Genomic DNA, 22796 nt, shown 5'->3' with positions numbered 1-22796 from the left:
CCATGAGCTTCATCACCGGCGTCGGCCTCACACCCTACGGCAAGCACGAAGGCTCGTCCTCGCTCGACCTGATGAGCCGGGCCGCGCAAGCCGCGCTCGACGATGCCGGGCTGAAGCGTTCGGACATCGACGGCATCCTCTGCGGCTACTCCACCGTGTCGCCGCACATCATGCTGGCGACCGTCTTCGCCGAGCATTTTGGTATCCGCCCGTCCTACGCGCATGCCGTGCAGGTCGGCGGCGCCACTGGTCTCGCGATGACGATGCTGGCCCATCACCTCGTTGAAGCAGGCGTCGCGCGCAACGTCCTCGTCGTCGCCGGCGAGAACCGGCTCACCGGGCAGAGCCGCGACGCTTCGATCCAGGCTTTGGCGCAGGTCGGTCATCCCGACTACGAGGTGCCGCTCGGCCCGACCATTCCCGCCTATTACGGCCTGGTCGCCACGCGCTACATGCACGAATACGGCGTGACGGAAGAGGACCTCGCCGAATTCGCTGTGCTGATGCGCGCGCATGCCTGCACCCATCCCGGCGCGCAATTCCACGATCCCATCACGGTCGCCGATGTCATGGCGTCCAAGCCGGTGGCGATGCCGCTCAAGCTGCTGGACTGCTGCCCGGTGTCAGACGGCGGCGCGGCCTTCGTCATCAGCCGTGAGCGGACCGGCGAGGCCGGCGTGCGCATCCGCGGCTGCGCCCAGGCGCATACCCATCAGCACGTGACGGCCGCGCCCGCGCTCAGCGAGCTCGGTGCTGAAATCTCCATCGCCCGCGCCAAGGAGGCCACCGGCCTTGCGATCTCCGACGTGCGCTACGCCGCGATCTACGACAGTTTTACGATCACGCTCGCCATGCTGCTGGAAGACCTCGGCCTTGCCGGCCGCGGCGAGGCGGCTGCGCGCGTGCGATCAGGTCATTTCAGCCGCGACGGCGCGATGCCGCTCAACACCCATGGCGGCCTGCTCAGCTATGGCCATTGCGGCGTCGGCGGCGCCATGGCGCATCTGGTCGAGGCGCATTTGCAGATGACGGGGCGGGCGACGAATCGCCAGGTGCGCGACGCCTCGATCGCGCTGCTGCACGGCGACGGCGGCGTGCTGTCGTCCCATGTGAGCATGTTTCTGGAGCGCGTGCGATGAGCGAACGAATCGCGGACTGGACCAAGGGTGAGCAGGCCATCACCTTTCAGACCTGCGGCCCATGCGGCCATGTGCAGTATTTCCATCGCGCCTTCTGCGCGGCCTGCGGCGCACCCGATCCGCGCGATGCACGCGCCAGCGGCAAGGGCAGGGTCTATGCGACCTCGCTGGTCTGCCGCGCCGCCACGCCCGAGACCCGGGCGCACGTGCCCTACAACATACTGCTGGTCGATTGTGCCGAGGGCTTTCGCATGATGGCGCACGGCGAGACGAATCTAGCTATCGGCGATGAGGTCACCGCGAGCTTCCCGACGTTCGCCGGCAAGCTCGTGCCGTTTTTCAGCAAAAGGAAATAGTAGGATTCGTCATTCGGGGGCGGTCCAAGGGACCGAGCCTGGAACGGGATTCTGGGCCTGGCCTGTGCGAGAGCCACCCCGGAATGACGAAAACACTCTACGCAACTCTTTTGCTAACGCCCGTAGAACAAGATGCTGGCGATGACGAGCATCGCCGTCACCGCCAGCATATGCGCGAGCGCTCCCGAGGCCGCCCCCTTGGTGGCTTCCTTCATGCCTATTCTCCCTAGACTTGGGCGTGACTCATCGTTGCGCGCACTGCACACCCGACGGTCAATTGTTTTTACTCGGAACACCCCTTGCGAGTATTCACCGTGATTTGTCCCCACACGGCGAATATCGACTGTGCCAAGGTCGATCAGCAATGCGGCGGCATTTTGACTCGATGATGTTGCTGTTGCGGTAGCGAAGCACAGGGTTTGCGGCAACTTTCTTCAATCGCGACAAATCATCGGATTTTCCCGCGAGAATTCGCGGGTTTCTTTGTGGCCATCGATTTGGCCTTCGAAGCCTCCATCAGCGCATCCCTGATGTTGGTGAGGTGACGCGTCATGGCGTGGCTCGCCTTGCGTGGGTTCCTCGCTTGAACGGCCTCGAAGATGGCCTCGTGATCCCTGCGCCACATGGGCCGGTAGTCCTCCATCTGCATGTGGTTGTGAATCTCCTGCCAGATGCCGGACTCGGTCTGTGCGCGCCACAGCGAGTCGCTGATCGACACCAGCGCGCCGTTCCCGGTCGCCTCGGCCAGCACCATGTGGAAGCGGTGGTCGGACGTGTCGGCCTCGCGTCCCTGCGCATGTTCCCAGCGCATCATCGCGAGCGCTTCGGCGAGCTGCGCGAAGGCGGCCTCGGAGCCGCGCTGCGCCGCGATCGCCGCGATCTGCGGTTCGATCAGCTGGCGCGCCTCCAGGTTCTCGAATGGCCCAAAACCTTCGAGCACGTGCACGTCAGGTGCCTCCTGACGACTGATCACATAGACGCCGCTGTTACTGCGCACCTTCAGCATGCCGGCCATTGCCAGCGACAGGATGGCCTCGCGCACCGTCGGCCTCGACACGCCAAACGTCTTCGCGAGATCGCGCTCTGCCGGCAGGCGCTGGCCGATCCGGTAACTCGCCTGGATCATTGCAGCAATGCGCCGGGCAACGATCTCGAAGCTGCGTTCAGGCTTGGACGGGGGATCCTGCAACATCTTCGTGCTCATCAGTCCTTTTTTTGAGTTTGACAAGCTGCCGCTCGAAAGCCAAGCTGGTCAGACCAATTTGGACTGTCCAGTTTCGCGCGACCGGGGTTGGGAATACTCTGTCGGTGGGACGATGGAGGCTGCGCGCGTGTTCGACAGCAAGCCGAATTCAGCCGAGGCGCGTGACATCGCGTTCCATCTGCACTCGCAGACCAACCCCCAGCGACATGCAGAAATCGGACCGGTGATCATGGCGCGCGGCGAGGGCGTCCATGTCTTTGACGCGAACGGCAAGCGTTATCTGGAAGCGATGGCCGGGCTCTGGTGTACCTCGCTCGGCTTTTCCGAGACGCGCCTGAAAGCGGCAGCAGCGGCGGCCTACGACAAATTCGGCTTCTATCACAGCTTCAATCACAAGACGCCGGACAACACGATCGACCTCGCCGAGAAGCTGGTCGAGATCTCGCCGATCCCGGATGCTCAAGCATATTTCGCAACGTCAGGCTCGGAAGCCACCGAGACGATGGTGAAGCTCGCCTGGGTGTATCACGCGGTTCACGGCAAGCCCGGAAAGCGCAAGATCATCGCCCGCGATCGCGGGTTCCATGGCTCGACGATCGTTGCTGCTTCGATGTGCGGTCTGCCCCGCATGCACCGCGAATTCGGTCTTCCGCTCGACGGCTTCCTGCATACGCATTGCCCGGATGCCTATCGCGGCACGAGGCCCGGTGAGAGCGAGGCGGCGTTCGTCGGCCGGCTCGCAGCCGATCTCGAAGCAATGATCATGGCCGAGGGTCCCGATACGATCGCAGCCTTCATTGCCGAGCCGATCAACGCCGGCGGCGGCATCGTCGTGCCGCCAAAGGGATATTTCGCTGAGATCGAGGCGGTGCTGCGCCGTCACGACATCCTGGTGCTTGGCGACGAGGTGGTCTGCGGCTTCGGCCGCACCGGTAACTGGTTCGGCTGCCAGACGGTCGGCATGAAGCCGGACATGGTGGCGCTCGCCAAGGGCATCACCTCGTCCTATTTCCCGATGTCGGCCGTGTTGCTGGGCCGTCCGATCCGCGACGCGCTCAGCGAGATGAACAAGGGCGGCGAGCTGTTCGGCCACGGCTTTACCAATTCCGGACATCCGGTCGGCGCGGCGATCGCGCTCGAAACGCTGAAGATCTATCACGAGATGGATGTGGTGCCGCACGTCCGCCGCATGGGCTCGAGGCTCCGCGCCGGACTGGAGCAGATCGCGCGGGATTCGCGGATCGTCGGCCAGGTGAGGGGCGAGGGACTGATGATCGGGGTCGAGCTGGTCGCCGACCCCGCGACGCGGCAGGCCTTCGATCCCGCGCTGAAGGTCGGCGCGATGTTCGATGCGCTCGCAATCGAGAATGGCCTGATCATCCGCGCGATGGGCGACACGATCGGGTTCTGCCCGCCGCTGATCATCGACGAAGCCGGAGTTGACGAGGCGCTCGACCTGTTCGCGCGGACCTTGCTCAGCGCCGAAGCCAAGCTTGCCGAGACACGTCCATCTGCGTAACCCCTTGAGGAGACCATAGCATGCGCCGTCGAGACCTGCTCCGATCCACACTGGGCGCCGGTCTCGGCGTCGCCCTGGGCTCGAGTCTTGCGATGCCGCGGCTGGCCCGCGCGCAAGGTTCGCGCGTGCTGCGCTTCGTGCCGCAGGCCGATGCGGCCATCCTCGATCCGATGATCACGACCGGCCTCGTCAACCGCAATCACGGCTTCCTGATCTGGGACACGCTCTACGGCGTGGATGAGAAATTCCAGGTTCAGCCGCAGATGGTCGCCGGCCACACGGTCGAGAACGACGGCAAGCTCTGGACGATGACGTTGCGGGACGGCTTGAAATTCCACGACGGAGAGCCTGTACGCGGGCGGGATGTGGTGGCGAGCCTGAAACGCTGGGCCGCGCGCGATGCTTTCGGCAATTCGCTCTTCAATTTGGTGGACGAACTCTCGGCGCCTGATGACAAGACCGTGCGCTGGCGTCTGAAGTCTCCGTTTCCGCTGTTGCCGGAAGCGCTCGGCAAGGTCGGCGCCATCATCGCCTTCATCATGCCGGAGCGTCTTGCGCAGACGGACAGTGTTACGCCGGTCAAGGAGCTGATCGGCTCCGGTCCGTTTAAATTCCAGGCCGATCAGCACGTGCCCGGCGCGCGGCTGGTCTACACGCGTTTCGATGGGTATGTGCCGCGCCCCGAGGGTACGCCGAGCCTGCTCGCCGGTCCGAAGATCGCACATTTCGACCGGGTCGAGTGGCAGGTCATCCCGGACCCCGCGACGGCCGCGGCTGCGCTTCAGCAGGGCGAGATCGACTGGTGGGATCAGCCCATCGTCGACCTGTTGCCGAAGCTGAAGGGCAACAAGACGCTGACCGTCGAACTGCTCGACCCCATCGGTAATGTCGGCGTGCTGCGCTTCAACCATACGCAGCCGCCGTTCGACAACCCGGCCATCCGCCGCGCGGTGCTCTCCGCCATCAGCCAGAAGGAATTCATGTCCGCGGTTGCGGGCGACGACACCGGTCTCTGGCGCGACAAGGTCGGTTTCTTCGCGCCCGGCGGCATCATGGCAAACGATGCCGGCATGGACGCGCTGAACGGCCCCCGGGATATCGCCGCCGCGGCCAAAGCCATCAAGGACGCCGGCTACAAAGGCGAGAAAGTGTTGCTGATGGCGCCGGGCGATTTCCCTGTCATCGGGCAGATGAGCGAAGTCGCGGCCGATCTGTTCCGCAAGCTCGGTCTCAATGTCGACTACGCAGCGATGGACTGGGGCTCGATGCTGCGGCGCATGGGCAACCGCGACACACCGGACAAGGGCGGATATAGCGCCTTCTGCACTTATTCTGCGGGCGTCACGCAGCTGAACCCCTCGGCGCATAACTTCATCCGCGGCAGCGGTGACAAGGCGACCTTCGGCTGGGCAAAGAGCGAGAAGCTGGAGCAGCTCCGGGATGCATGGTTCGCCGCGCCCGATGCCGCCACGCAGACGAAGATTGGCGTCGAGATGCAGCAGCAGTGCTTCATCGATGTTCCCTATGTTCCGCTTGGTGTCTTCTATCAGCCGACGGCTTACAAGAAGAGCCTGACGGGCATGCTCAAGGGCCTGCCGTTGTTCTGGAACGTGCGCGGCGCCTGAAGAGGGATTTTCGATGCTTCCGATCACCGGTTATGCGGACCGCTGGAGCGTGCGCTCCGGCGACGACATCAACTTCATGATTGCGGTCAAGGGCGGCGGCCGCTATTCGGCGCGGATCGCCCGCATCATCTGTGGCGACCCGAATCCCAGGGGACCAGGCTATCGCGAGATTCCGGTCAAGTGGGACCTGGAAGGCCAGCACGATGGCATCGAGCAGACCATCGCCAAGGGCTCATGGGTCGATGTATCGGCGCTGACGCTGCCGGCGGGCCCGATCGCCTTTGCCGCGACTGTCTGGCCGACCTTGCTCGCCGCGGGCCAGCAGGCCGTTCTGAATTGGGCCGGCGCATGCGGCTCAATGACGCTCGGCGTCGGCAAGGCGGGCGCTTTCGTCCGGCTCGTGACCGGCGGGGGCACCATCGAGGTCGAGACCGGCGTCGGGCTCACCGAGCGGGCGTGGCACGACATCGCGTGCGTGTTCGACCCGGCAACCGGATCGTTGGCGATCGCACAGGCACCGCGCAAGATCAGGCTCGATCGCGACGAGTGCGCGACGAAATCGCTGAGCGCGCCAAAGGGCGCGTTGGCCGGCACGGGGGCGGCGGCGATTGCAGCGGAGCGCGCAGGCCGGGGCGTAGTCCACCATTTCAACGGCAAGATCGAACGGCCGCGCATCACCGATGGCAGCACCGGCCTTGACGGCATCATCGCCGTGCAGGCTTCTGGAACGGCGGCTCCGTCCATCGCCGAATGGGATTTTTCCATCGGCATTCCGACCGACTCCGCGACCGATATCGGCGCTGCCAAGGCGCACGGCACCTGCATCAATTTGCCGACGCGCGCGATGACGGGGTCGCGCTGGACCGGCGGCGTGACGCATCGCTGGACAGAAGAACCCAAGCTCTGGGGTGCGATCCATTTCCACGACGACGATATCGGCGATTCCGGCTGGCAGCCGTCGCTGACCTTCACCGTGCCGGAGGACTGGAAGAGCGGCGTCTACGCACTGCATCTCGAAAAGGATGGCACGCGCGACAACATCGTCTTCTATGTCCGCGCCCGGATACCGGGATCGCAGGCCAAGGTGGCTTTTCTCGCGCCGACCTTCAGTTACACGGTCTACAGCCAGTATCAGAAGAAGGGCAGGCAAGCCCTGATCACGGAGCGCTCGCTGGCCTGGGGCGCGCTGGCGCAGGCGCCGGACGGTCATCCCGAGTACGGCGTCTCGCCCTACAACTTCCACTCTGACGGCAGCGGCGTGGTGATGTCGACGATGCGCCGGCCGCTGATCGACAAGCGTGTGAACCAGATCCATCTGGTCGATCCCAGCGACTACGGTTCCGGCCTCTACTGGATCTCCGCCGACAGCGCCATCACCGATCTGCTGACCCGCAAGGGTATCGACTTCGAAGTCATCACCGATCACGACGTCCATGCCGAAGGCGTCGATCTGCTGTCCAAATATTCTGTGGTTCTGACCGGGCAGCATCCGGAATATCACACCCATGAGACGCTCGACGCGCTCGGCGCCTATCTCGGCAATGGCGGCCGCTTCATGTATCTCGGCGGCAACGGCTTCTACTGGAAAGTGGTGCCGCATGCGACAGGCACCTGGGCTTTCGAGCTGCGCCGCGCCGAGGGCGGCATCCGGCTCTGGGAAACGCTGCCCGGCGAGAGCTATCACGCGTTCGACGGGTCCTATGGCGGCCTCTGGCGTCGGCTCGGCCGCCCGCCGCAGGCGCTGGTCGGCGTCGGCTTCAGCACGCAAGGGGAGTATATGGGTTTCCCCTACACCTTCCTCGACGGCATTCTCGATTCCCGCGTCGCCTTCATGCGCGAGGGGATCGAGGATCTGGCGAAGCCCGGTGCCAAGCTTGGCGAGCGCGGCTTCATGGGCGGCGGCGCAGCGGGTCACGAGCTGGATCGGGCGGACACGCGCCTTGGCACCCCGCATCATGCGATCATCGTCGGCCGCGCAGTCCTCACTGATCCGACCTATCAGCCCGTCAACGAAGAGCGCTACGACCATACATGGCCGGCATCGCGCGAGGACATCATCCGCTCCGACCTGACCTTTTTCGAGACGCCGAATGGCGGTGCGGTGTTCTCCGTCGGCTCGATGAATTTCATCGGCGCGTTGCCGGTCGACGGCTACAACAACGTGGCAGCCCTGCTGGTGACCAACATCGTCAGGCGCTTCGCCGATTCGACGCCATTCCCGGTGCCGAAGGCCCCCGCACAAGGGGGATGACCTCACGCGACGATGTTGCTCTTGGGCCGGTGCGAGAATACTCTTGGGACCTCTGCTCGAAAAAACGACAACAAGACCAAGACCCAAGGTGACTGATGGCCCGCATCAACTACAGCGACCCGTTCAAGGCGTCCGACCGCACCCGCGAAATTCTCGACAAGAACCGTAACGCCAACATCTTCCGCATGATGGCGCACTCGCCGAGCTATTTTGAACAGTACTGCCGGCTCGGCGGAGCCATCCGCCACAAGGGTGAGCTCGATCCCATCGTGCGCGAGCTCGCGATCACCCGCACCGGCATTTTGTGCGAGGCGCCGTATGAGATCGTCGCGCACAAGCGCATCGGCAAGAATGTCGGCGTCACCGACGAGCAGAACGAAGCGCTGGAGAATTGGCAGGCCGCGACCTGCTTCAACGAGGTGCAGCGCGCCGCACTCGCCTTCACCGACGAGATCGTGAAGCTGAAGAAGCCGACGGATGCGACGTTCAAGGCGATCGCATCGAAGCTGACACCGGCCGCGCTGGTCGAGCTCCAGCTTTCGGTCGGCTTCTATATCATGACCTCGAAATTTCTGGAGACTTTTGAAATCGATCTCCAGCCTGTCACGGAAGTGGTGGGCTGATCCAAAAACTGTGGCGAGGTCTGCCGATGACGATCGATGAATACGCGGTCTGGGCCGCGAGCATTGCGAAAGTCGATGAGCATCCGTCCAACGAGCGGCTGTCCTATCTCGGGCTCGGCCTCGCCGGCGAATCCGGCGAGGTCGCCGACCACATCAAGAAGCTGCTGCGTGATGACTGGCTCGACAAGGCGGGCCTCGTCGATGAGCTCGGCGACGTCATCTATTACTGGGCGTGCCTGTGCGCCGCGACCGGCCAGCAGCCATCCGAATTGCTCAAGGCGAGCGCGGCCAAGATCAAGCGACGGCTGAGCGAAGCCGCGAGCCGCTGACCCGGATCAGCGCGCTTACGTCGACGTCAGAATGTCGACCTTGGCATTGGCGACGATCAGGCGGTCGGCGAGGAGCTGCGCCAGATTGCGCATGATGCGCTCGGAGGCCCTCGGGTGCTGCTTGCGGAAGCGCTCGAAATCCTTCAGCGGCACCTCGAATGCGGTCGCCGCCATGTCCGCGAAAACATCGGCCGAACGCGTCGGCTCCAGCAGCGCCATCTCGCCGAAGGCCATACCGGCGGTCAGCGTCGCCAGCCGCACGCCGTCGGGCAGGGTGACATGTACGGCGCCGCTGCGCAGGAAGAACAGGAAATCGGCGGGGTCGCCTGTCATGATGATCTTTGCCCCGGATGGAAAGGTCCGGATCGTGCAGATCGAGGCGAGGTCGGTCAGCTCTTCCTCGCTCATGCCTGATAGCAGCGGCTGTTCGGCAAGCTCGGTGGTCTCGTGGAAATCGATCGAGCCGCCATAGCGGTAGACGATCTGGTCTTCCGCCCATTCGATCGCGGTGTCGAGCAAATAGAAGTCGCGGACGTTCTTCAGCTCCGCCGTCCATTCCCGCAGGCTGTCCCATTCCTTCGACGCACGCCTGACCCCCGACAGTACGACGGTCACGTTCAGCCCCGCCAGCTCCTCGAACGCCTCGGCCACGAGCCGCGCCCCGGCGCGCGTGGTGGAGGTGACGCGGTGGAGATCGAAGATCACGATTTGCGGCCGCGGCTGTCCGGCCAGCCTGCGCGAGACATAGTCGACCGCCGACAGCGACAGCGTGCCGACCAGCTCGATGACCCGCACCTCCTGCTCATGCCCGGCCAGAATCTCGCGCTCCTGCGGCCGGCGCACGCGCCGCGACGGGCTCTTGCCGATGTCGTAGTCGGCGATGACGGCGTTGCGCGCATCGTCGCTGCGGTTGAGCATGTGCAGGTCGTAATGCGAGGACAGCGCCTCGCAGACCTTGATGCCGCGCACGCTGTTGCCGTGCTTGTCGAGCTTCGGCGAATAGCTGCCGAGCCCGAGCCGGGCAGGGAGTGCGGCCAGGATGCCGCCGCCGACGCCGCTCTTGGCGGGGATGCCGATCCGGTAGATCCATTCGCCGGCGTAGTCGTACATCCCCGACGACGTCATCACCGACAGCGTGCGCGAGATGGCGTAGGGCGTCAGCACCTGCTCGCCCGTGACCGGATTGACGCCGCGATTGGCGAGCGTCGCCGCCATCACCGCGATGTCGCGCGCCGTGACCAGCACCGCGCATTGCCGGAAATAGACGTCGAGCACGCCCGCGACATTGTCCGAGATTACCGCATTGGTCTTAAGGAGGTAGCCGATGGCGCGGTTGCGGTCGCCGGTCTGGCTCTCCGAGCTGTAAACGGCCTCGTCCACGGCGAGATCGCGCCCCGCAAAGCGGCTGAGCGCGAGCCGGATCTGCTCGAAGGCGTCCGTGCCCTTGCTGTCATAGATCAGCCCGGTGCAGGCGATCGCGCCGGCATTGACCATCGGGTTGAACGGATGGTTCTCGGAATTGAGCCGGATCGAGTTGAAGGGATCGCCCGAGGGCTCGACGCCGATCGCGCTCTCGACGCGGCCGGCGCCCAGGAGGTCCAGCGCCAGCGCGAACACGAACGGCTTTGACATCGACTGGATGGTGAAGGGCACCCGGCTGTCGCCGACCTCGTAGACATGGCCGTCCAGCGTCGCGAGGCTGATGCCAAAATGGGCAGGGTCGGCCTTGCTCAGCTCGGGGATGTAGTCGGCGACGGCGCCGGAGGTCTCGGCCGAGAATTCGTTGAGACAATTGCCGAGAAACCGCAGCAAAGGCGGCTTCGAGCGGGTCCAGGCGGAGGCGGCAGGCGAGTGGGTTGTCATCGCCTGTCTTTGTGCAACGCAATCAGGGCACGCGCAACCCGTCCGGCACCACGGCCTGCCGCCGGACCAGCAGCAGGGCGATCAAAACCGTGGGCACGAGGATCGCGAGGCCCAGCAGCGTGACCTGCATCTGCGACAGCGGCATGATCCCGCCGCCCGGGGTGGCCACGACAAAGCCGCCGATCACCAGCAGCACCCGCAAAGGCCACTCCATCAGGCCGGCGCCGCGAAGGTCGCCGACAAAAGCCTGGTAGCCCTGGATGCCGCCGCAGATGAAGACGATGCCGAAGCAGGCAAGTCCGGTCAGCCCGAATGCCTCCAGATACGGGTTGCTGCCCTGAAGCAGCAGCGCCGGATTGAGCACGAAGAAGAACGGGATGAAATAGATGATGCTGCCGACCCACATGCTCTCCCAGCCCGTCTTCATCGCGGGAGCGCCGGCGATGCCGGCCGCCGCGAAGGAGGCGATCGCCACCGGCGGCGTGATCGAGGACAGCATGCCCCAGTAGAAGATGAACATGTGCACGGCCATCTTGTTCAGCCCGAGCTTCTCCAGCGCCGGCGCCACCAGAATGGCCAGGAAGATGTAGCAGGAGGTCGTGGTCAGCCCGAGCCCGAGGATCAGGCTGGTGATGGCGCACATGATCAGCAGCAGGAAGGCATCGCCCCCGGCGATGCTGAGCAGATCGTTGGCGAGGCTCGAGATCACGCCGGTGAGCGAGAAGGCGCCGATCAGCAGGCCACAGCCGGCGAGGATCGCGATCAGCTCGACGAAGGTCTTGCCGTTGAGTTCGAGGAAATGCAGCCAGCGCGCGCCACCCCAGTTCTTGCCGGGGAAGAATTCGTTCAGCGCGGCCAGCAGGCACATGCCCCACAGCGCGGCGTTGAGCACGCCGAACCAAAACATCGTAGCCGTTGCCGCGATCGAACCGGCGAGCACCAGCGTATTGCCGAGCCTCCAGCGCGCCGGCCCGGACCATTGATGCAGGATCACGAGCAGCACGGAGGCATAGAACGGCGCGTGGCTCTCGCGCTTGAAGTACAGCAGCATCACCACGAGCACGACGATCACGAAGAGATAGTACCAGCCCTCTTTGAAAGCGTCCCAGAAGCGCGGCAGCTCGGCGCGCGGCAGGCCCTTCAGTTTGTGGCGGGCGGCATAGGCGTCGACCTGCGCGAACAGGCCGACATAATAGAGGATCGAGGGGATGGTCGCGGCGAGCGCGACGTCGGCATAGCCGGTGTTCATGAACTGCGCCATGACGAAGGCGGTGGCGCCCAGCACGGGCGGGGCCAGCACGGCGCCGGTCGAGGCGCAGGCCTCGATCGCGCCGGAATAGGACGGCGTGAACCCCGTCTTCTTCATCGCGGGGATCGTCATCGTTCCGGCGGTCAGAACATTGGAGACGATGCTGCCGCCGACGGTGCCGAGCAGGCCGGAGGCGAACACGCAGACTTTTGCCGCGCCGCCGCGGAAAGTGCCGCACATCGCAAAGGCGATGTTGATGAAGAACTTTCCCGCACCCGTCATCATGAGCGCGGTGCCGAACACCAGGAAGCCGATCACGGTGTCGGCAAAGGCCTGGATGGGAATGCCGAGCAGGCTCTCGCCGGAGAGCATGTGATAGGACGTGGTCTGTGCCAGCGTCGATTGCGTGCCGCGGAACGGCCCGAGCCAGGAAGAGTCCGCAAACAGCGGATAGAGCGTGAAGGGCAGCACGCTGAGCAGCAGGCTCCAGCCGCCGGTGCGCCGCAGCGCCTCCATCAGCACGAACCACATCACGAGTCCGGCGGCGATGACGTTGCTCGGCGCGCCATCGAACTCCCAGCCGAATTGCGCGGCCTTGCGGATGTTGAGCATCAGCCAGATCGCCGAGCCGAAGGTCGCGGCGAACAGCAGCAGGTCGTACCAGGGGATGCGGTCGAGCGGCGCCTTCTCCGATCCCGGAAAGATCAGGAAGGTGAACGGGAGCATCAACGCGATCAGCAGGTAGAAATATTCGGTGTTGAGCTGGGTGTAGTCGATGAAGAAGCGCAGCGAGAATTGCTGGTTCACACACAACAGAATGGTGGCCGCGGTGGCCGCCATCAGCACCCAGCGCCACGCGCCCTTCAATGTGCGGACGCGCGTGACCTCGGCTTCCTGCAGATCGGCGGCGGCGCCGAGATGCGGATCTGCGAACTCAACCTTCGTCGCCGGCGCTGCCGCAGTCTCTGACATCGGCGCTCTCCTCAAACAGTTCTGCGGCAGTCAGCTTGACGGTCAGTCAAACCCGTTCGGCATGTCGGCCTTGGCCAGCGCCGTGGCGCGCGCCTTCATCCATCCCTCGAGGAAGGCCTTTTCGTCCGACGGCGGATTGGACTTGCCGTAATCCGCCCACGCCGCGCCAAGCACGTCCTGACGCTTGAACAGCTTGTTGTTGTGCGCGTCCTGCGCATCAGACCATTGCCCGGCTTCTTTCAAGGCCTTCACCGCGCCGGGATGCACGGGCACCACCCAGTTCTTGGTCTGCCGGTCGGCGGCGAGCCCGCCGGCGCCGGGCGCGGAGTCCTTGTAGGCGTCGTAGTTGACGGTCATCGCCTTGGTCATCGCATAGACCTGGTCGGCCGGTTGCGAGGCATAGGCGACGAAGATCGGATAGGGGTAGTTGCCGAGCTCGATCGGCTTGTCCGGCGTGATGCCGGCACCGCAGGTTGCGGTCTGCGGGAAGAAGAACGAACCGACCTTCTGCATCCGCGCCCAGCCTTCCTTGTCCTTGGCGGGAAGCGGCGGCCAGACCAGGCCGCGCGGCGAGGTCTCGGCTTCCTTGGCAGGGCCGGTGATGGTGGTGCCGAAGGCGGCGTCGGTGTCGTTGTTGATCAGGCCTTTCCACATCGCGCCGTAGCTCGCGAACTCGACGACCTTGACGTCCTTCTGCGTCAGGTCTGCGAAGGCGAGCACCGCGAGCGAGTTCTGGTTCAGCGCGGGCGAGCCGACCACGAATCCGACGCGCTTGCCTTTCAGGTCTTTCAGATCTTTCACGCCGCTATCGGCTGCGACCCCAAGCGAACCGCAATTGCAATCGACGCTCGAGAGCATGATCTGGAGCGGCTGCGGGCCCCATTCCTTCGAGCCGAACTCGAACACGCCTTCCTGCGCGAAATAGGTACCCGATCCCATCGCCGATGACGCCGCGCGCTTGGCGCGCAATGGTGCAAGCCGCGCGACGTCGTTGCCTGCGGGCAGCACGCGCACATCGGTGCCGTATTTGTCCTTCATCATCTTGCCGACGCCGACCGCGATGTTGAAGCCGGCGGTGCCGGTGTCATAGGCGGTGAACGTCAATGTCGCCGGCAGCTTGATGTCTTCGGCGATTGCATAGCTTGTAGACGCAAAAGAAATGCCCGCAACCAAGGCAGGCGCGAGCATGGTCAGCCCACGAAGCATGTTTCCCTCCAATGATCCTCGCGTTTGCCGCGAAGAGTTTCATTCTTTGTTTGAAACAGTTTTTTGTTTGAAACGGATCATGTCATCGCGATCAGGCGATGGCAACGCCGTACCGCGAACGCGGCGATGAGGCAGACAGATTGTCGCGGAAGCCACGGATAATGCAGTCAGTTCGCGACGATCGCGATCGCCTGTCCTTCGGCGACGACGTCGTCGAGCTTGACGAGCAGCGATTTGATCGTGCCGCTCGCGGGCGAGGGCACAGGTATCTCCATCTTCATGGCTTCGACGACTACAACGTCATCGCCATCCGCAACGGTTCCTCCAACTTGCACGGGAGTTGCGCAGATGCGACCCGCGACCTCCGTGACGATCTTAATTTCTGGCATGCCATCGCCTTTTTGTTGTCGTCGCAAAATGCCTGAGGTAGCGTCGTCTGCAAGTGGAATTTAATTCCGCAGAGCGGAACGAACGGTAGGGAACATGGGACGACGATCGGAGCGGTTAAGCAGGCAAGGTGCGCTCGCTGGCGATGCCGGCGAGGGTGATGTCATCCAGGTGGTGTCGCGCGCGTTCGACGTGTTGCGATGCTTCGAGGGCCACGAGGCCCGACTCGGCAATCTCGAGATTTCAAATCGCTGCGGCCTGCCGCGCTCGACGGTGTCGCGGCTCACGCACACGCTGACGCGGATGGGGCAACTCGTGTACCTGCCGCGCGACCAGAAGTATCGCATCGGTCCGAGCGCGGTGGCGATGAGCGCCTCGATGATGAAGGGCGCGCAGCTGCGCAGCATGATCCGGCAGCGGCTCCAGGAAGTCGCCGAGCAATTGCCTGGCACTGTCGGCTTCGTCGTCCCCGATCGCTTCCATCTGGTCTATCTCCAGTTCGCGCGCTCGGCCTCGGCGCTCGGCCTGCACGAGGGCACCGGCAGCCGCATCTCGATGGCCTCGACGGCCGCGGGCGCGGCCTACACGGCGGCGCTAGCGCCTGAAGTCGGCGATGCCTTCATTACGGACATGGAACGGGAAGCGCCCGAAGCTGCAAAGATCCTGCGGCCCCGCATCGAGGCCAACAGGCAGTCGTTGCTCGAGCGCGGTTATGTCACGGCCTGCGGCCTGTGGAGCCCGCACATCAACGGCCTCGCGGTGCCGATCTGGTCGCCGCAATACCAGACCTTCGTCGTCATCACGATCGGGCTGTTGTCGTCGATGTATGACGAGCAACGTCTGCATGCGGAAGTCGCGCCGTTGATGGTCGCGCTCGGCCGCTCGCTCGGAAGCCTGATGGAGGGCGCGGAAGGCGACGTCTTCAACAACCGCATCTCGCGCAAACCGGTCGCAATGGCCGTGCATAACAATAACAAGCCGATCAATTCGGAGGGAGTGAATGAACTGGAAGCCGGAACTCGACGAGCTCGCCCGGCGCGAAGCCTTCGCGCGGGAGATGGGCGGCGTTGACAAGGTCAAGCGTCAGCATGACCAGGGCCGACTGACTGTTCGGGAGCGTATCGACAGACTGATCGACAGCGGCAGCTTTCACGAGATCGGTGCCGTCTCCGGCATCGGTGAGTACGATTCCAGCGGCGAGTTGCAGAAATTGACGCCGGCGAACTGCGTGTTCGGCCGCGCGCGCGTCGAAGGCCGCACGGTCGTCGTGGTCGGCGACGATTTCACCGTCCGCGGCGGCTCGGCCGATGCGTCGATCTCAGCCAAGCCGTTGATGGCGGAGGAGATGGCGCACGACTTCCGTCTGCCCATCGTCCGCATCATCGAGGGCTCCGGCGGCGGCGGCTCGGTCAAGACCATCGAGACCAAGGGCGCGGCCAATCTGCCGGGCGGCATCGGCGGCACGCGCTGGTATCGCTTCACGACGGAGAATTTGTCGCGCGTGCCGGTCGTCGCGCTCGGTCTCGGCTCGGTCGCTGGCCTTGGCGCGGCGCGCCTTGCCGCCAGCCACTATTCCATCATGACCCGGAAGTCCGCGATGTTCGTCGCGGGGCCGCCGGTGGTGAAGGCGTTGGGGCAGGACCTCACCAGGGAGGAGCTCGGCGGCGCTGACATCCAGACTCGCGCCGGCGCGGTCGATCACGCCGTCGATACGGAAGAAGAGGCGTTCGCCTGCGCGCGGCGTTTCCTCTCTTATCTGCCGTCATCGGTCTACGAACTGCCGCCGACCTTGCCCTGCACCGACAATCCGGAGCGCACCGAAGAAGCCCTGATGAATGCGGTGCCGCGCAACCGCAAGCAGGTCTACAAGATGCGGCCGATCGTCGAATCGGTCGTCGACAAGGGCTCGTTCTTCGAGGTCGCCAAGAATTTCGGCAAGCCAATCATCGTCGGTCTCGCCCGGCTCGAGGGCAGGGCGGTGATGGTGCTTGCGAGCGACAGCTTTCACTACGGCGGCTCGTGGACCGCGGATGCGTGCCAGAAAGTGGTGCGCTGGGTCGACTTCGCGGAAACCTTCCACCTGCCGATCGTCTATCTCATGGACTGCCCGGGCTTCATGATCGGCCTCGATGCTGAGAAGGCGGCCACCATCCGCCACGGCGTCCGCGCCATGGCCGCGGTCAACCAGACCACCGTGCCCTGGTGCACCGTGATCCTCCGCAACGCCTTCGGCGTCGCCGGCGTGGTGCATCAGCCGGCCGACCGCTTCTCGATCCGCTACGCCTGGCCCTCGGCCTACTGGGGCTCGCTGCCGCTCGAAGGCGGCATCGAAGCCGCCTACCGCGCCGACATCGATGCGGCCGAGGACAAGGCGGGCAAGCTCAACGAGATCCAGGAACGGCTGAACAAGCTGCGCTCGCCGTTCCGCTCGGCCGAAAAATTCTGGGTCGAGGAGATCATCGATCCCAGGAAGACAAGGTCGCTGCTGTGCGAGTTCGCGAGGCTGGCCGAGCCGTTGCGGAAGGCGGGGCCGCCGGAGAACTTTTCGATCAGGCCGTAGGTTGCGGTCATGGCGAGCAACCGGGGGCGCGCGAAGCGAAGTCCCGATGACGGGCTCCGCGAAACAATCCAGACTTTACCCGCGGAGGCCGTCTGGATTGTTTCGTCGCTTCGCTCCTCGTGGAGCGGCGCGGTGCAAGTCGTGATGCGTGGAACCATTTCCGGCGCTGTGCATTCAAACGCGCATGAGGAACCTGTATTTCGGCATCGGGGCTCTCGCCGCCGCGCTGGTTCTCTTTACGGTTTGGCTGGGCCAGCATGAACGGGAGGCATCAATCGATCGCCTCGAGCAATGGGTGATTCCACGCCCGCCACCTGAGCGCTAAAGGAATCGCGGCCGTCACTGACGGCCCTATCGAAATACCCGCAAACACATTCGTTGTAAGCCGCCACGGAAACGGCCACGCCTTCGGCCGGACAGATCGACATTTTAGACCTGCCGGGGATGTCACTGCCGCCGGTCTTCAGCGGCAGCGACATGAGGATTGACGATTAGCGCTTGGGCAGCGAGGCCATCACTTCGCCCGCGTCGCCATCCTCCAGACAGGGGGTGACGGTCAATGGGAGCAGGTCAGCCCACTGTGCGAGCCAGCGATACATCGCCTTTGGATCGCTCGATTCAGAGATCGCAAATCCCTGTCCGTTCATGCCATGCCACCGGCCCAGCATCTTGACGCCTTCGGGTGGCGCTCCGCCGGTTTCCAGAAAGCGGCTGACGGCTGCATTGAAGGTGCCTTGAGGTACACTCCAGGTTGTAATGAATTTCATGCGATTCTCCCATAATCTGAATTATTGGATGAATGCCGCGGCTGCGCCGCCCGCGCACAATAGCGCTGGCGTGTCGAATAACAACGGCGAATGAAGCCGTGGGTTAGTGCGATGGAGGCGCCGTAGCGGACTTGGTCGTGTGTCACCGGCGTCCGCCGGAGAACATGACGATACGGCCGTAGCGGCGCGAACGGGGAACTCATTGGGGCTGCCGACCTATCCCGTCTCTGATAAGATCATCTCGGGAATGAGACCGGGAGGGCTCGCTCATGTCGGCTGTCGATGCGAAGATCGTCCGCACCATGTGTCCGATGAACTGCCACCCGACGTTTTGCGGAATGCAGGTTGAGGTCGAGAGCGGTCGGCTCAAGACGCTGAGCGGAGACAAGGATAATCCGGACAGTGCCGGGTTTCTTTGCGTTCGCGGGCGCGCGACCAGCGAGATCTTCGGCAATCCGAAGCGACTGCTCTACCCCCAGATTCGCGACGATCGCCGCACCGACATCTGGCGCCGCGTAAGCTGGGACGAGGCGCTGGATTTCATGGCGAAGCGAATGCGGTCGGCTGGACCCGAGGCGGTGGGTCTATGGGCGGGGCATGGCGGCTTCACCGTGGGCAGTGCCGTGACGGTGCAGTTGATGCAGCGTTTCGCGCATATGTATGGATGCCAGAACTGGCATCCTGCAATGGTCTGTTGGGGGCTTGGCGGTTTTGGAGTGGGTCTGACGGGCGCGCTCAAGGTCAATACCAAGGAGGATATGGCTGAGAACTCGAACATGATCGTGCTTTGGGGCGCGAACATTTCGAGTCAGCCCAATACCGCCCGTCATATCGTCGCGGCTCGGCGTCGCGGGGCAAAAGTCATCACGATCGATGTAAGGAGAACGGAAGCGGCGGCTCAATCGGATGAAGTTTTCCTGATCCGCCCTGGATCGGACGCTGCGTTCGCTTTGGCCGTCATGCACGTCATCGTCACTGAAAAGCTCTATGACTCTGAGTTTATCGAAGCGCATACCGTCGGCTTCGCGGAATTGTCGTCTCACGTTCTGCCCTTCACGCCGGCCTGGGCAGCGGCCGAGACCGGTCTTGAGGAGGGCCAGATTGCGTCGTTCGCGAGAGCGTACGCGTCCACGCGACCAGCCATGATCCTTCTCGGCGGCAGCTCCATGCACAAGAGTGCCAACGGCTGGCACGCGGCGCGTGCGATCAGCTGTCTGCCGGCGTTGACCGGCAATTTTGGGGTTGCAGGCGGCGGTCTCGGCCCACGTCATGGCGCCCACAGTGCGGCCATGTGCAATCTGAATACGGGTGTGACGCGCGCGCCGGGCAATTATGTTGCCAATCAAATGCCCGACATCGCAAAGGCCTTGTCAGACGGGCAGCTCAAGGTTTTGCTCCTGCTGGGGACCAACATGCTGTCGTCCTTCGCGGACGCCGGTGAAATCTCCCATGGTCTCGACAAGACGGGTCTGGTCGTTTGCGTCGATCTGTTCATGAATGAAACGGCGCGGCGTTTCGCCGATGTGCTGCTGCCTGGAACCGCCTGGGTCGAGGAATTGGGATTTAAGGTGACGAACACGCACCTCTATCTGATGGAGCGTGCACTGGAGCGGGAGGGAGAGACGCGCCCGATCTATGAAATCCTGAGTTCTTTGGCAGACTCCCTCGGGCTTGCTGACTTCTTTCCGTGGGCGTCGATCGAAGAGGTGATCGATTTCATCTTGAATGACACGACAACCGGCCATGCGACTGTTGCGTCGCTGCGCGCTGCCGGTGGCTTTTTGCCTCTTAACGTGCCCGCGGTCGCCTATGCGGATCGGAAATTCGATTCACCGTCCGGGAAGATCGAATTCTGCTCGCCGCAGGCGGCAAGGCTCGGGCTTCCGCCACTTCCGGTGCACGGCGGCGACCAGGCTTCGCCCTATCCGTTGTCGCTGAGCTTCGGAAGGACGCTGACGCATTTTCATTCGTTCTATGACGAGGGCCAGGCTCTCCCGGCATTGGCAAAGCACAATGTCGCCCCGCAACTCTGGATATCGCCGGTGGATGCAGAGGCGCGTCAGCTCAGCAACGGGGATGCGATCAGGATTTACAATCAGCGGGGCGAGTTCGCGGCAAAGGCCTGCGTCACCGACGACGTCAAGCCCGGGGTGGTCTGGATGCGCGATGGCTGGGTTGGCCTCAATCATCTCACGTCCGGCGACGCGGTCCTGACCGGAGACGCTCTCAGTCTTTTTCACTTCTCCGTTGGCCAGTCCGACTACGGCGCCCGCGTGGAGGTCGCGCGAAGGCAGGCATCGTTGTAGACGAGGCTATCCGGCGTCGATCACAGCCGCAGCACCTTGCCCGGATTCATGATGTTCTGCGGATCGAGCGCGCGCTTGATCGTGCGCATGATGTCGAGCTCGGTCTTCGAGCGGTAGTGACTGAGCTCGTCGAGCTTGTCGATGCCGATGCCGTGCTCCGCCGAGATCGAGCCGCCCATGGAGGTGATGAGATCGTTCACGGCCCGCGTGATGGCGGACGAATATTGGGTCGGCGTCTGCTGATCCATGCCTTTGGGGCCCATGAACGAGAAATGCAGATTGCCGTCGCCGATGTGCCCCAAAGGGTAGGGGCGAATGGTCGGGAGAATGTCGAACACGGCCTTGAGCCCCTGGTCGATGAACCCGGGAATCCTGGAGATGGCCACCGACACGTCGTAGCTCAGTCCCGGCCCCTCGGCACGGGAGGCCTCGGCGACGCTTTCCCGGATGCGCCACATGTTGCGCGATTGATTTCCGGTGTGCGCGATCACCGCGTCGAGCACGCGGCCGGCCTCGAGCTGATCGGCGAGAAACTGCTCCAGCTTCTCGGTCATGCCCTCGGTCCCGTCCTGCCGGGCCCGTGAGGACGACCATTCAAGCAGGAGGTACCATGGCGTGTCCGCCTTGAGAGGATCCTGGGTGCCGGGAATATGGCGCAGCACCATGTCGATGGCGCTGCGGCTCATCAGCTCGCAGGAGCCGACATTGTCCCCTGATGCCGCATGGGCTTCGGACAGGATCTCCAGCGCTGCGCGCGGATCGCGGATCGCCAGCCACGCCGTGCAGACATCCTTCGGCGCCGGCCATAGCTTGAGGACGGCCTTCGTGATGATGCCCAGCGTTCCCTCGGCGCCCATGAAAAGGTGCTTGAGGTCGTAGCCCGTGTTGTCCTTCTTGAGCGCACGCAGTCCGTCCCAGACGTCCCCGTTGGCCAGCACGACTTCGAGCCCCAAGACGAGATTGCGGGCATTCCCATAGCGCAGCACCTGCACGCCGCCGGCGTTCGTCGACAGATTGCCGCCGATCATGCATGAGCCCTGGGCACCAAGGCTGAGGGGCAGGAACCTGTCGTGACGGCTTGCGGTCTCCTGAAGCGTCTGGAGAACGCAGCCGGCCTCGACCGTCATCGCGTAACCGACGGCATCGACGTCGAGCACGCGGTTCATGCGGCCGAGCGACAACACGATACCGGTGTGCGCCGGCCAGGGCGTGGCCCCGCCCATCAGACCGGTGTTGCCACCCTGCGGCACGATCGCGACGCCGTGCTCGTGGCAAAGCCGGACCACTTTCGAGACTTCCTCGGTGCTGCCAGGACGAGCGACGGCGCCCGCGCCGCCAACCAGCAATCCGCGCCAATCCGTCACGAACGGCTGCTTGCCGTGCTCGTCCTCGATCAGGCCCTTCTCGCCGACGATCGCGCGCAACGCGTCGCGCATCCGGGCGGTCAAAGGAGCGGTCGGGATGGTGGGTAGGGACGACGGGAAGGCAGCCGGCATTTTGTTTCCCCTGGCGCATCTTGGTGTGCACTGCGCACGTAACGTGCGGGGACATTCTCCACGTTTGCGGCGGGGAGTCTAATGGCAATATGTCTCGAAGCGGGGGACGGTGGACGAACGCCTCGAGCAGGTGCCCGTCACCGACGGCGCTTGGTTTCGGCCGAGCGGGATCCTAGTGGATGATCTGGTTCAGGAAACCCTTGGCCCGTTCCGTGCGCGGAGCCCGGAAGAATGTCTCCGGATCCGCTTCCTCCACGATGCTTCCGCGATCCATGAAGACGACCCGATCGGCGACCTCGCGGGCGAATCCCATCTCGTGCGTCACGCAGACCATCGTCATTCCATCTCGCGCCAGCTCGACCATGGTGTCCAGCACTTCCTTGACCATCTCGGGGTCGAGAGCGGACGTCGGTTCGTCGAACAGCATGATCTTGGGCTGCATGCACAGCGCCCGCGCGATGGCGACGCGTTGCTGCTGGCCACCCGACAATTGTGCGGGATACTTGTCCGCCTGATCCTGAATGCGGACCTTCCGCAGCAAGCCGAGTGCGCGATCGCGCGCTTCCGCCTGCGAGATGCCGCGAACCTTCATCGGAGCCAGCATGCAGTTCTCGGCGACCGTGAGGTGCGGAAAGAGGTTGAAGCTCTGAAAGACCATCCCGACCTCGCAGCGCACGCTGTTGATGTCGGCCATGCGGTTGCTCAATTCGACACCGTCGACGACGATCCTGCCGCCGTCGTGTTTCTCGATATGGTTGATGCACCGGATGAGCGTCGACTTGCCGGAGCCCGAAGGACCGCACAGGACGATCTTCTCGCCCTTGCCGACCCTGAGATTGACGTCGTTCAGCGCATTGAATGCGCCAAATCGCTTCATCACATTCTCGACGAGGACGATTGCATTGGGCTGCGTGGCATTGCTGACAGTCGCTTGAGGCATGTTC

General features: G+C 63.9%; 18 protein-coding genes. 10 read left to right on the top strand and 8 right to left on the bottom strand.

What is annotated here, in order from left to right:
- Positions 1–2 precede the first annotated feature (2 nt).
- Complete coding sequence (locus CT676_RS08235; protein WP_135214351.1) at positions 3–1139, top strand: thiolase family protein; 1137 nt, start codon at positions 3–5, stop codon at positions 1137–1139.
- Positions 1136–1495, top strand: a complete 360-nt coding sequence (locus tag CT676_RS08230; RefSeq protein WP_135214350.1) for an OB-fold domain-containing protein — start codon at positions 1136–1138, stop codon at positions 1493–1495. Before CT676_RS08235 ends, CT676_RS08230 begins: the two co-directional genes overlap by 4 nt.
- Positions 1496–1943: 448 nt before the next feature.
- On the opposite strand, the gene CT676_RS08225 is transcribed toward CT676_RS08230, so the two are convergent.
- Entirely contained in the window at positions 1944–2699 is a 756-nt protein-coding gene (locus CT676_RS08225; protein ID WP_135214349.1) for a FadR/GntR family transcriptional regulator, read from the bottom strand.
- A gap of 127 nt (positions 2700–2826) precedes the next feature.
- Between CT676_RS08225 and CT676_RS08220 the strand changes: the two genes are divergently transcribed.
- The 5 genes from CT676_RS08220 (at position 2827) to CT676_RS08200 (ending at position 9046) form a co-directional block, all read left to right on the top strand.
- Positions 2827–4218, top strand: coding sequence for an aspartate aminotransferase family protein (locus CT676_RS08220; protein WP_244623111.1), 1392 nt, complete (start codon positions 2827–2829; stop codon positions 4216–4218).
- Positions 4219–4238: 20 nt separating this feature from the next.
- A complete protein-coding gene (locus CT676_RS08215; RefSeq protein WP_135214347.1) occupies positions 4239–5843 on the top strand; it encodes an ABC transporter substrate-binding protein in 1605 nt (534 codons plus the stop codon).
- 13 nt (positions 5844–5856) lie between these two features.
- Positions 5857–8094: a N,N-dimethylformamidase beta subunit family domain-containing protein gene (locus CT676_RS08210; protein WP_135214346.1), complete on the top strand. Its 2238-nt coding sequence runs from the start codon at positions 5857–5859 to the stop codon at positions 8092–8094.
- 95 nt (positions 8095–8189) lie between these two features.
- Positions 8190–8717: a carboxymuconolactone decarboxylase family protein gene (locus CT676_RS08205; protein ID WP_028146557.1), complete on the top strand. Its 528-nt coding sequence runs from the start codon at positions 8190–8192 to the stop codon at positions 8715–8717.
- Between the two features lie 26 nt (positions 8718–8743).
- Positions 8744–9046: a nucleoside triphosphate pyrophosphohydrolase family protein gene (locus CT676_RS08200; protein WP_014495972.1), complete on the top strand. Its 303-nt coding sequence runs from the start codon at positions 8744–8746 to the stop codon at positions 9044–9046.
- Positions 9047–9061: 15 nt separating this feature from the next.
- Here the strand turns inward: CT676_RS08200 and glsA are convergent, their stop codons facing one another.
- The 4 genes from glsA to CT676_RS08180 all read right to left on the bottom strand — a co-directional run bounded on the left by glsA (position 9062) and on the right by CT676_RS08180 (position 14725).
- Positions 9062–10909, bottom strand: a complete 1848-nt coding sequence (gene glsA, locus CT676_RS08195; protein ID WP_135214345.1) for a glutaminase A — start codon at positions 10907–10909, stop codon at positions 9062–9064.
- Between the two features lie 22 nt (positions 10910–10931).
- Positions 10932–13130, bottom strand: coding sequence for a TRAP transporter permease (locus CT676_RS08190; protein WP_244623110.1), 2199 nt, complete (start codon positions 13128–13130; stop codon positions 10932–10934).
- Positions 13131–13172: 42 nt separating this feature from the next.
- On the bottom strand, positions 13173–14336 hold the full coding sequence (locus tag CT676_RS08185) for a TAXI family TRAP transporter solute-binding subunit (protein WP_135214344.1): 1164 nt from the start codon (positions 14334–14336) through the stop codon (positions 13173–13175).
- A 167-nt stretch (positions 14337–14503) separates the two neighbouring features.
- Complete coding sequence (locus tag CT676_RS08180; RefSeq protein ID WP_135214343.1) at positions 14504–14725, bottom strand: acetyl-CoA carboxylase biotin carboxyl carrier protein subunit; 222 nt, start codon at positions 14723–14725, stop codon at positions 14504–14506.
- Between the two features lie 94 nt (positions 14726–14819).
- Here CT676_RS08180 and CT676_RS08175 point away from each other — a divergent pair, with 94 nt between their 5' ends.
- Positions 14820–15794: a helix-turn-helix domain-containing protein gene (locus tag CT676_RS08175; protein WP_085401976.1), complete on the top strand. Its 975-nt coding sequence runs from the start codon at positions 14820–14822 to the stop codon at positions 15792–15794.
- Positions 15724–17283, top strand: a complete 1560-nt coding sequence (locus CT676_RS08170; RefSeq protein WP_135214342.1) for a carboxyl transferase domain-containing protein — start codon at positions 15724–15726, stop codon at positions 17281–17283. The genes CT676_RS08175 and CT676_RS08170 overlap by 71 nt, the downstream gene beginning before the upstream one ends.
- A gap of 491 nt (positions 17284–17774) precedes the next feature.
- Here CT676_RS08170 and CT676_RS08165 read toward each other — a convergent pair whose 3' ends face one another.
- Positions 17775–18050: a DUF3303 family protein gene (locus CT676_RS08165; protein ID WP_038941960.1), complete on the bottom strand. Its 276-nt coding sequence runs from the start codon at positions 18048–18050 to the stop codon at positions 17775–17777.
- Positions 18051–18319: 269 nt separating this feature from the next.
- On the opposite strand from CT676_RS08165, the gene CT676_RS08160 reads away from it, so the two are divergent.
- The gene (locus tag CT676_RS08160) at positions 18320–20356 is read left to right on the top strand and encodes a molybdopterin-dependent oxidoreductase (RefSeq protein WP_135214341.1); all 2037 of its coding nucleotides are present in this window, start codon (positions 18320–18322) and stop codon (positions 20354–20356) included.
- Between the two features lie 20 nt (positions 20357–20376).
- Here CT676_RS08160 and CT676_RS08155 read toward each other — a convergent pair whose 3' ends face one another.
- Complete coding sequence (locus tag CT676_RS08155; protein WP_135214340.1) at positions 20377–21852, bottom strand: FAD-binding oxidoreductase; 1476 nt, start codon at positions 21850–21852, stop codon at positions 20377–20379.
- A 172-nt stretch (positions 21853–22024) separates the two neighbouring features.
- Positions 22025–22792, bottom strand: a complete 768-nt coding sequence (locus tag CT676_RS08150) for an amino acid ABC transporter ATP-binding protein (RefSeq protein ID WP_063983835.1) — start codon at positions 22790–22792, stop codon at positions 22025–22027.
- Between the last annotated feature and the right edge of the window lie 4 nt (positions 22793–22796).

The sequence above is a fragment of the Bradyrhizobium sp. MOS001 genome (assembly GCF_004634465.1).
Taxonomy (GTDB): domain Bacteria; phylum Pseudomonadota; class Alphaproteobacteria; order Rhizobiales; family Xanthobacteraceae; genus Bradyrhizobium; species Bradyrhizobium barranii.
This window is presented reverse-complemented; position numbering and strand designations above follow the sequence as displayed.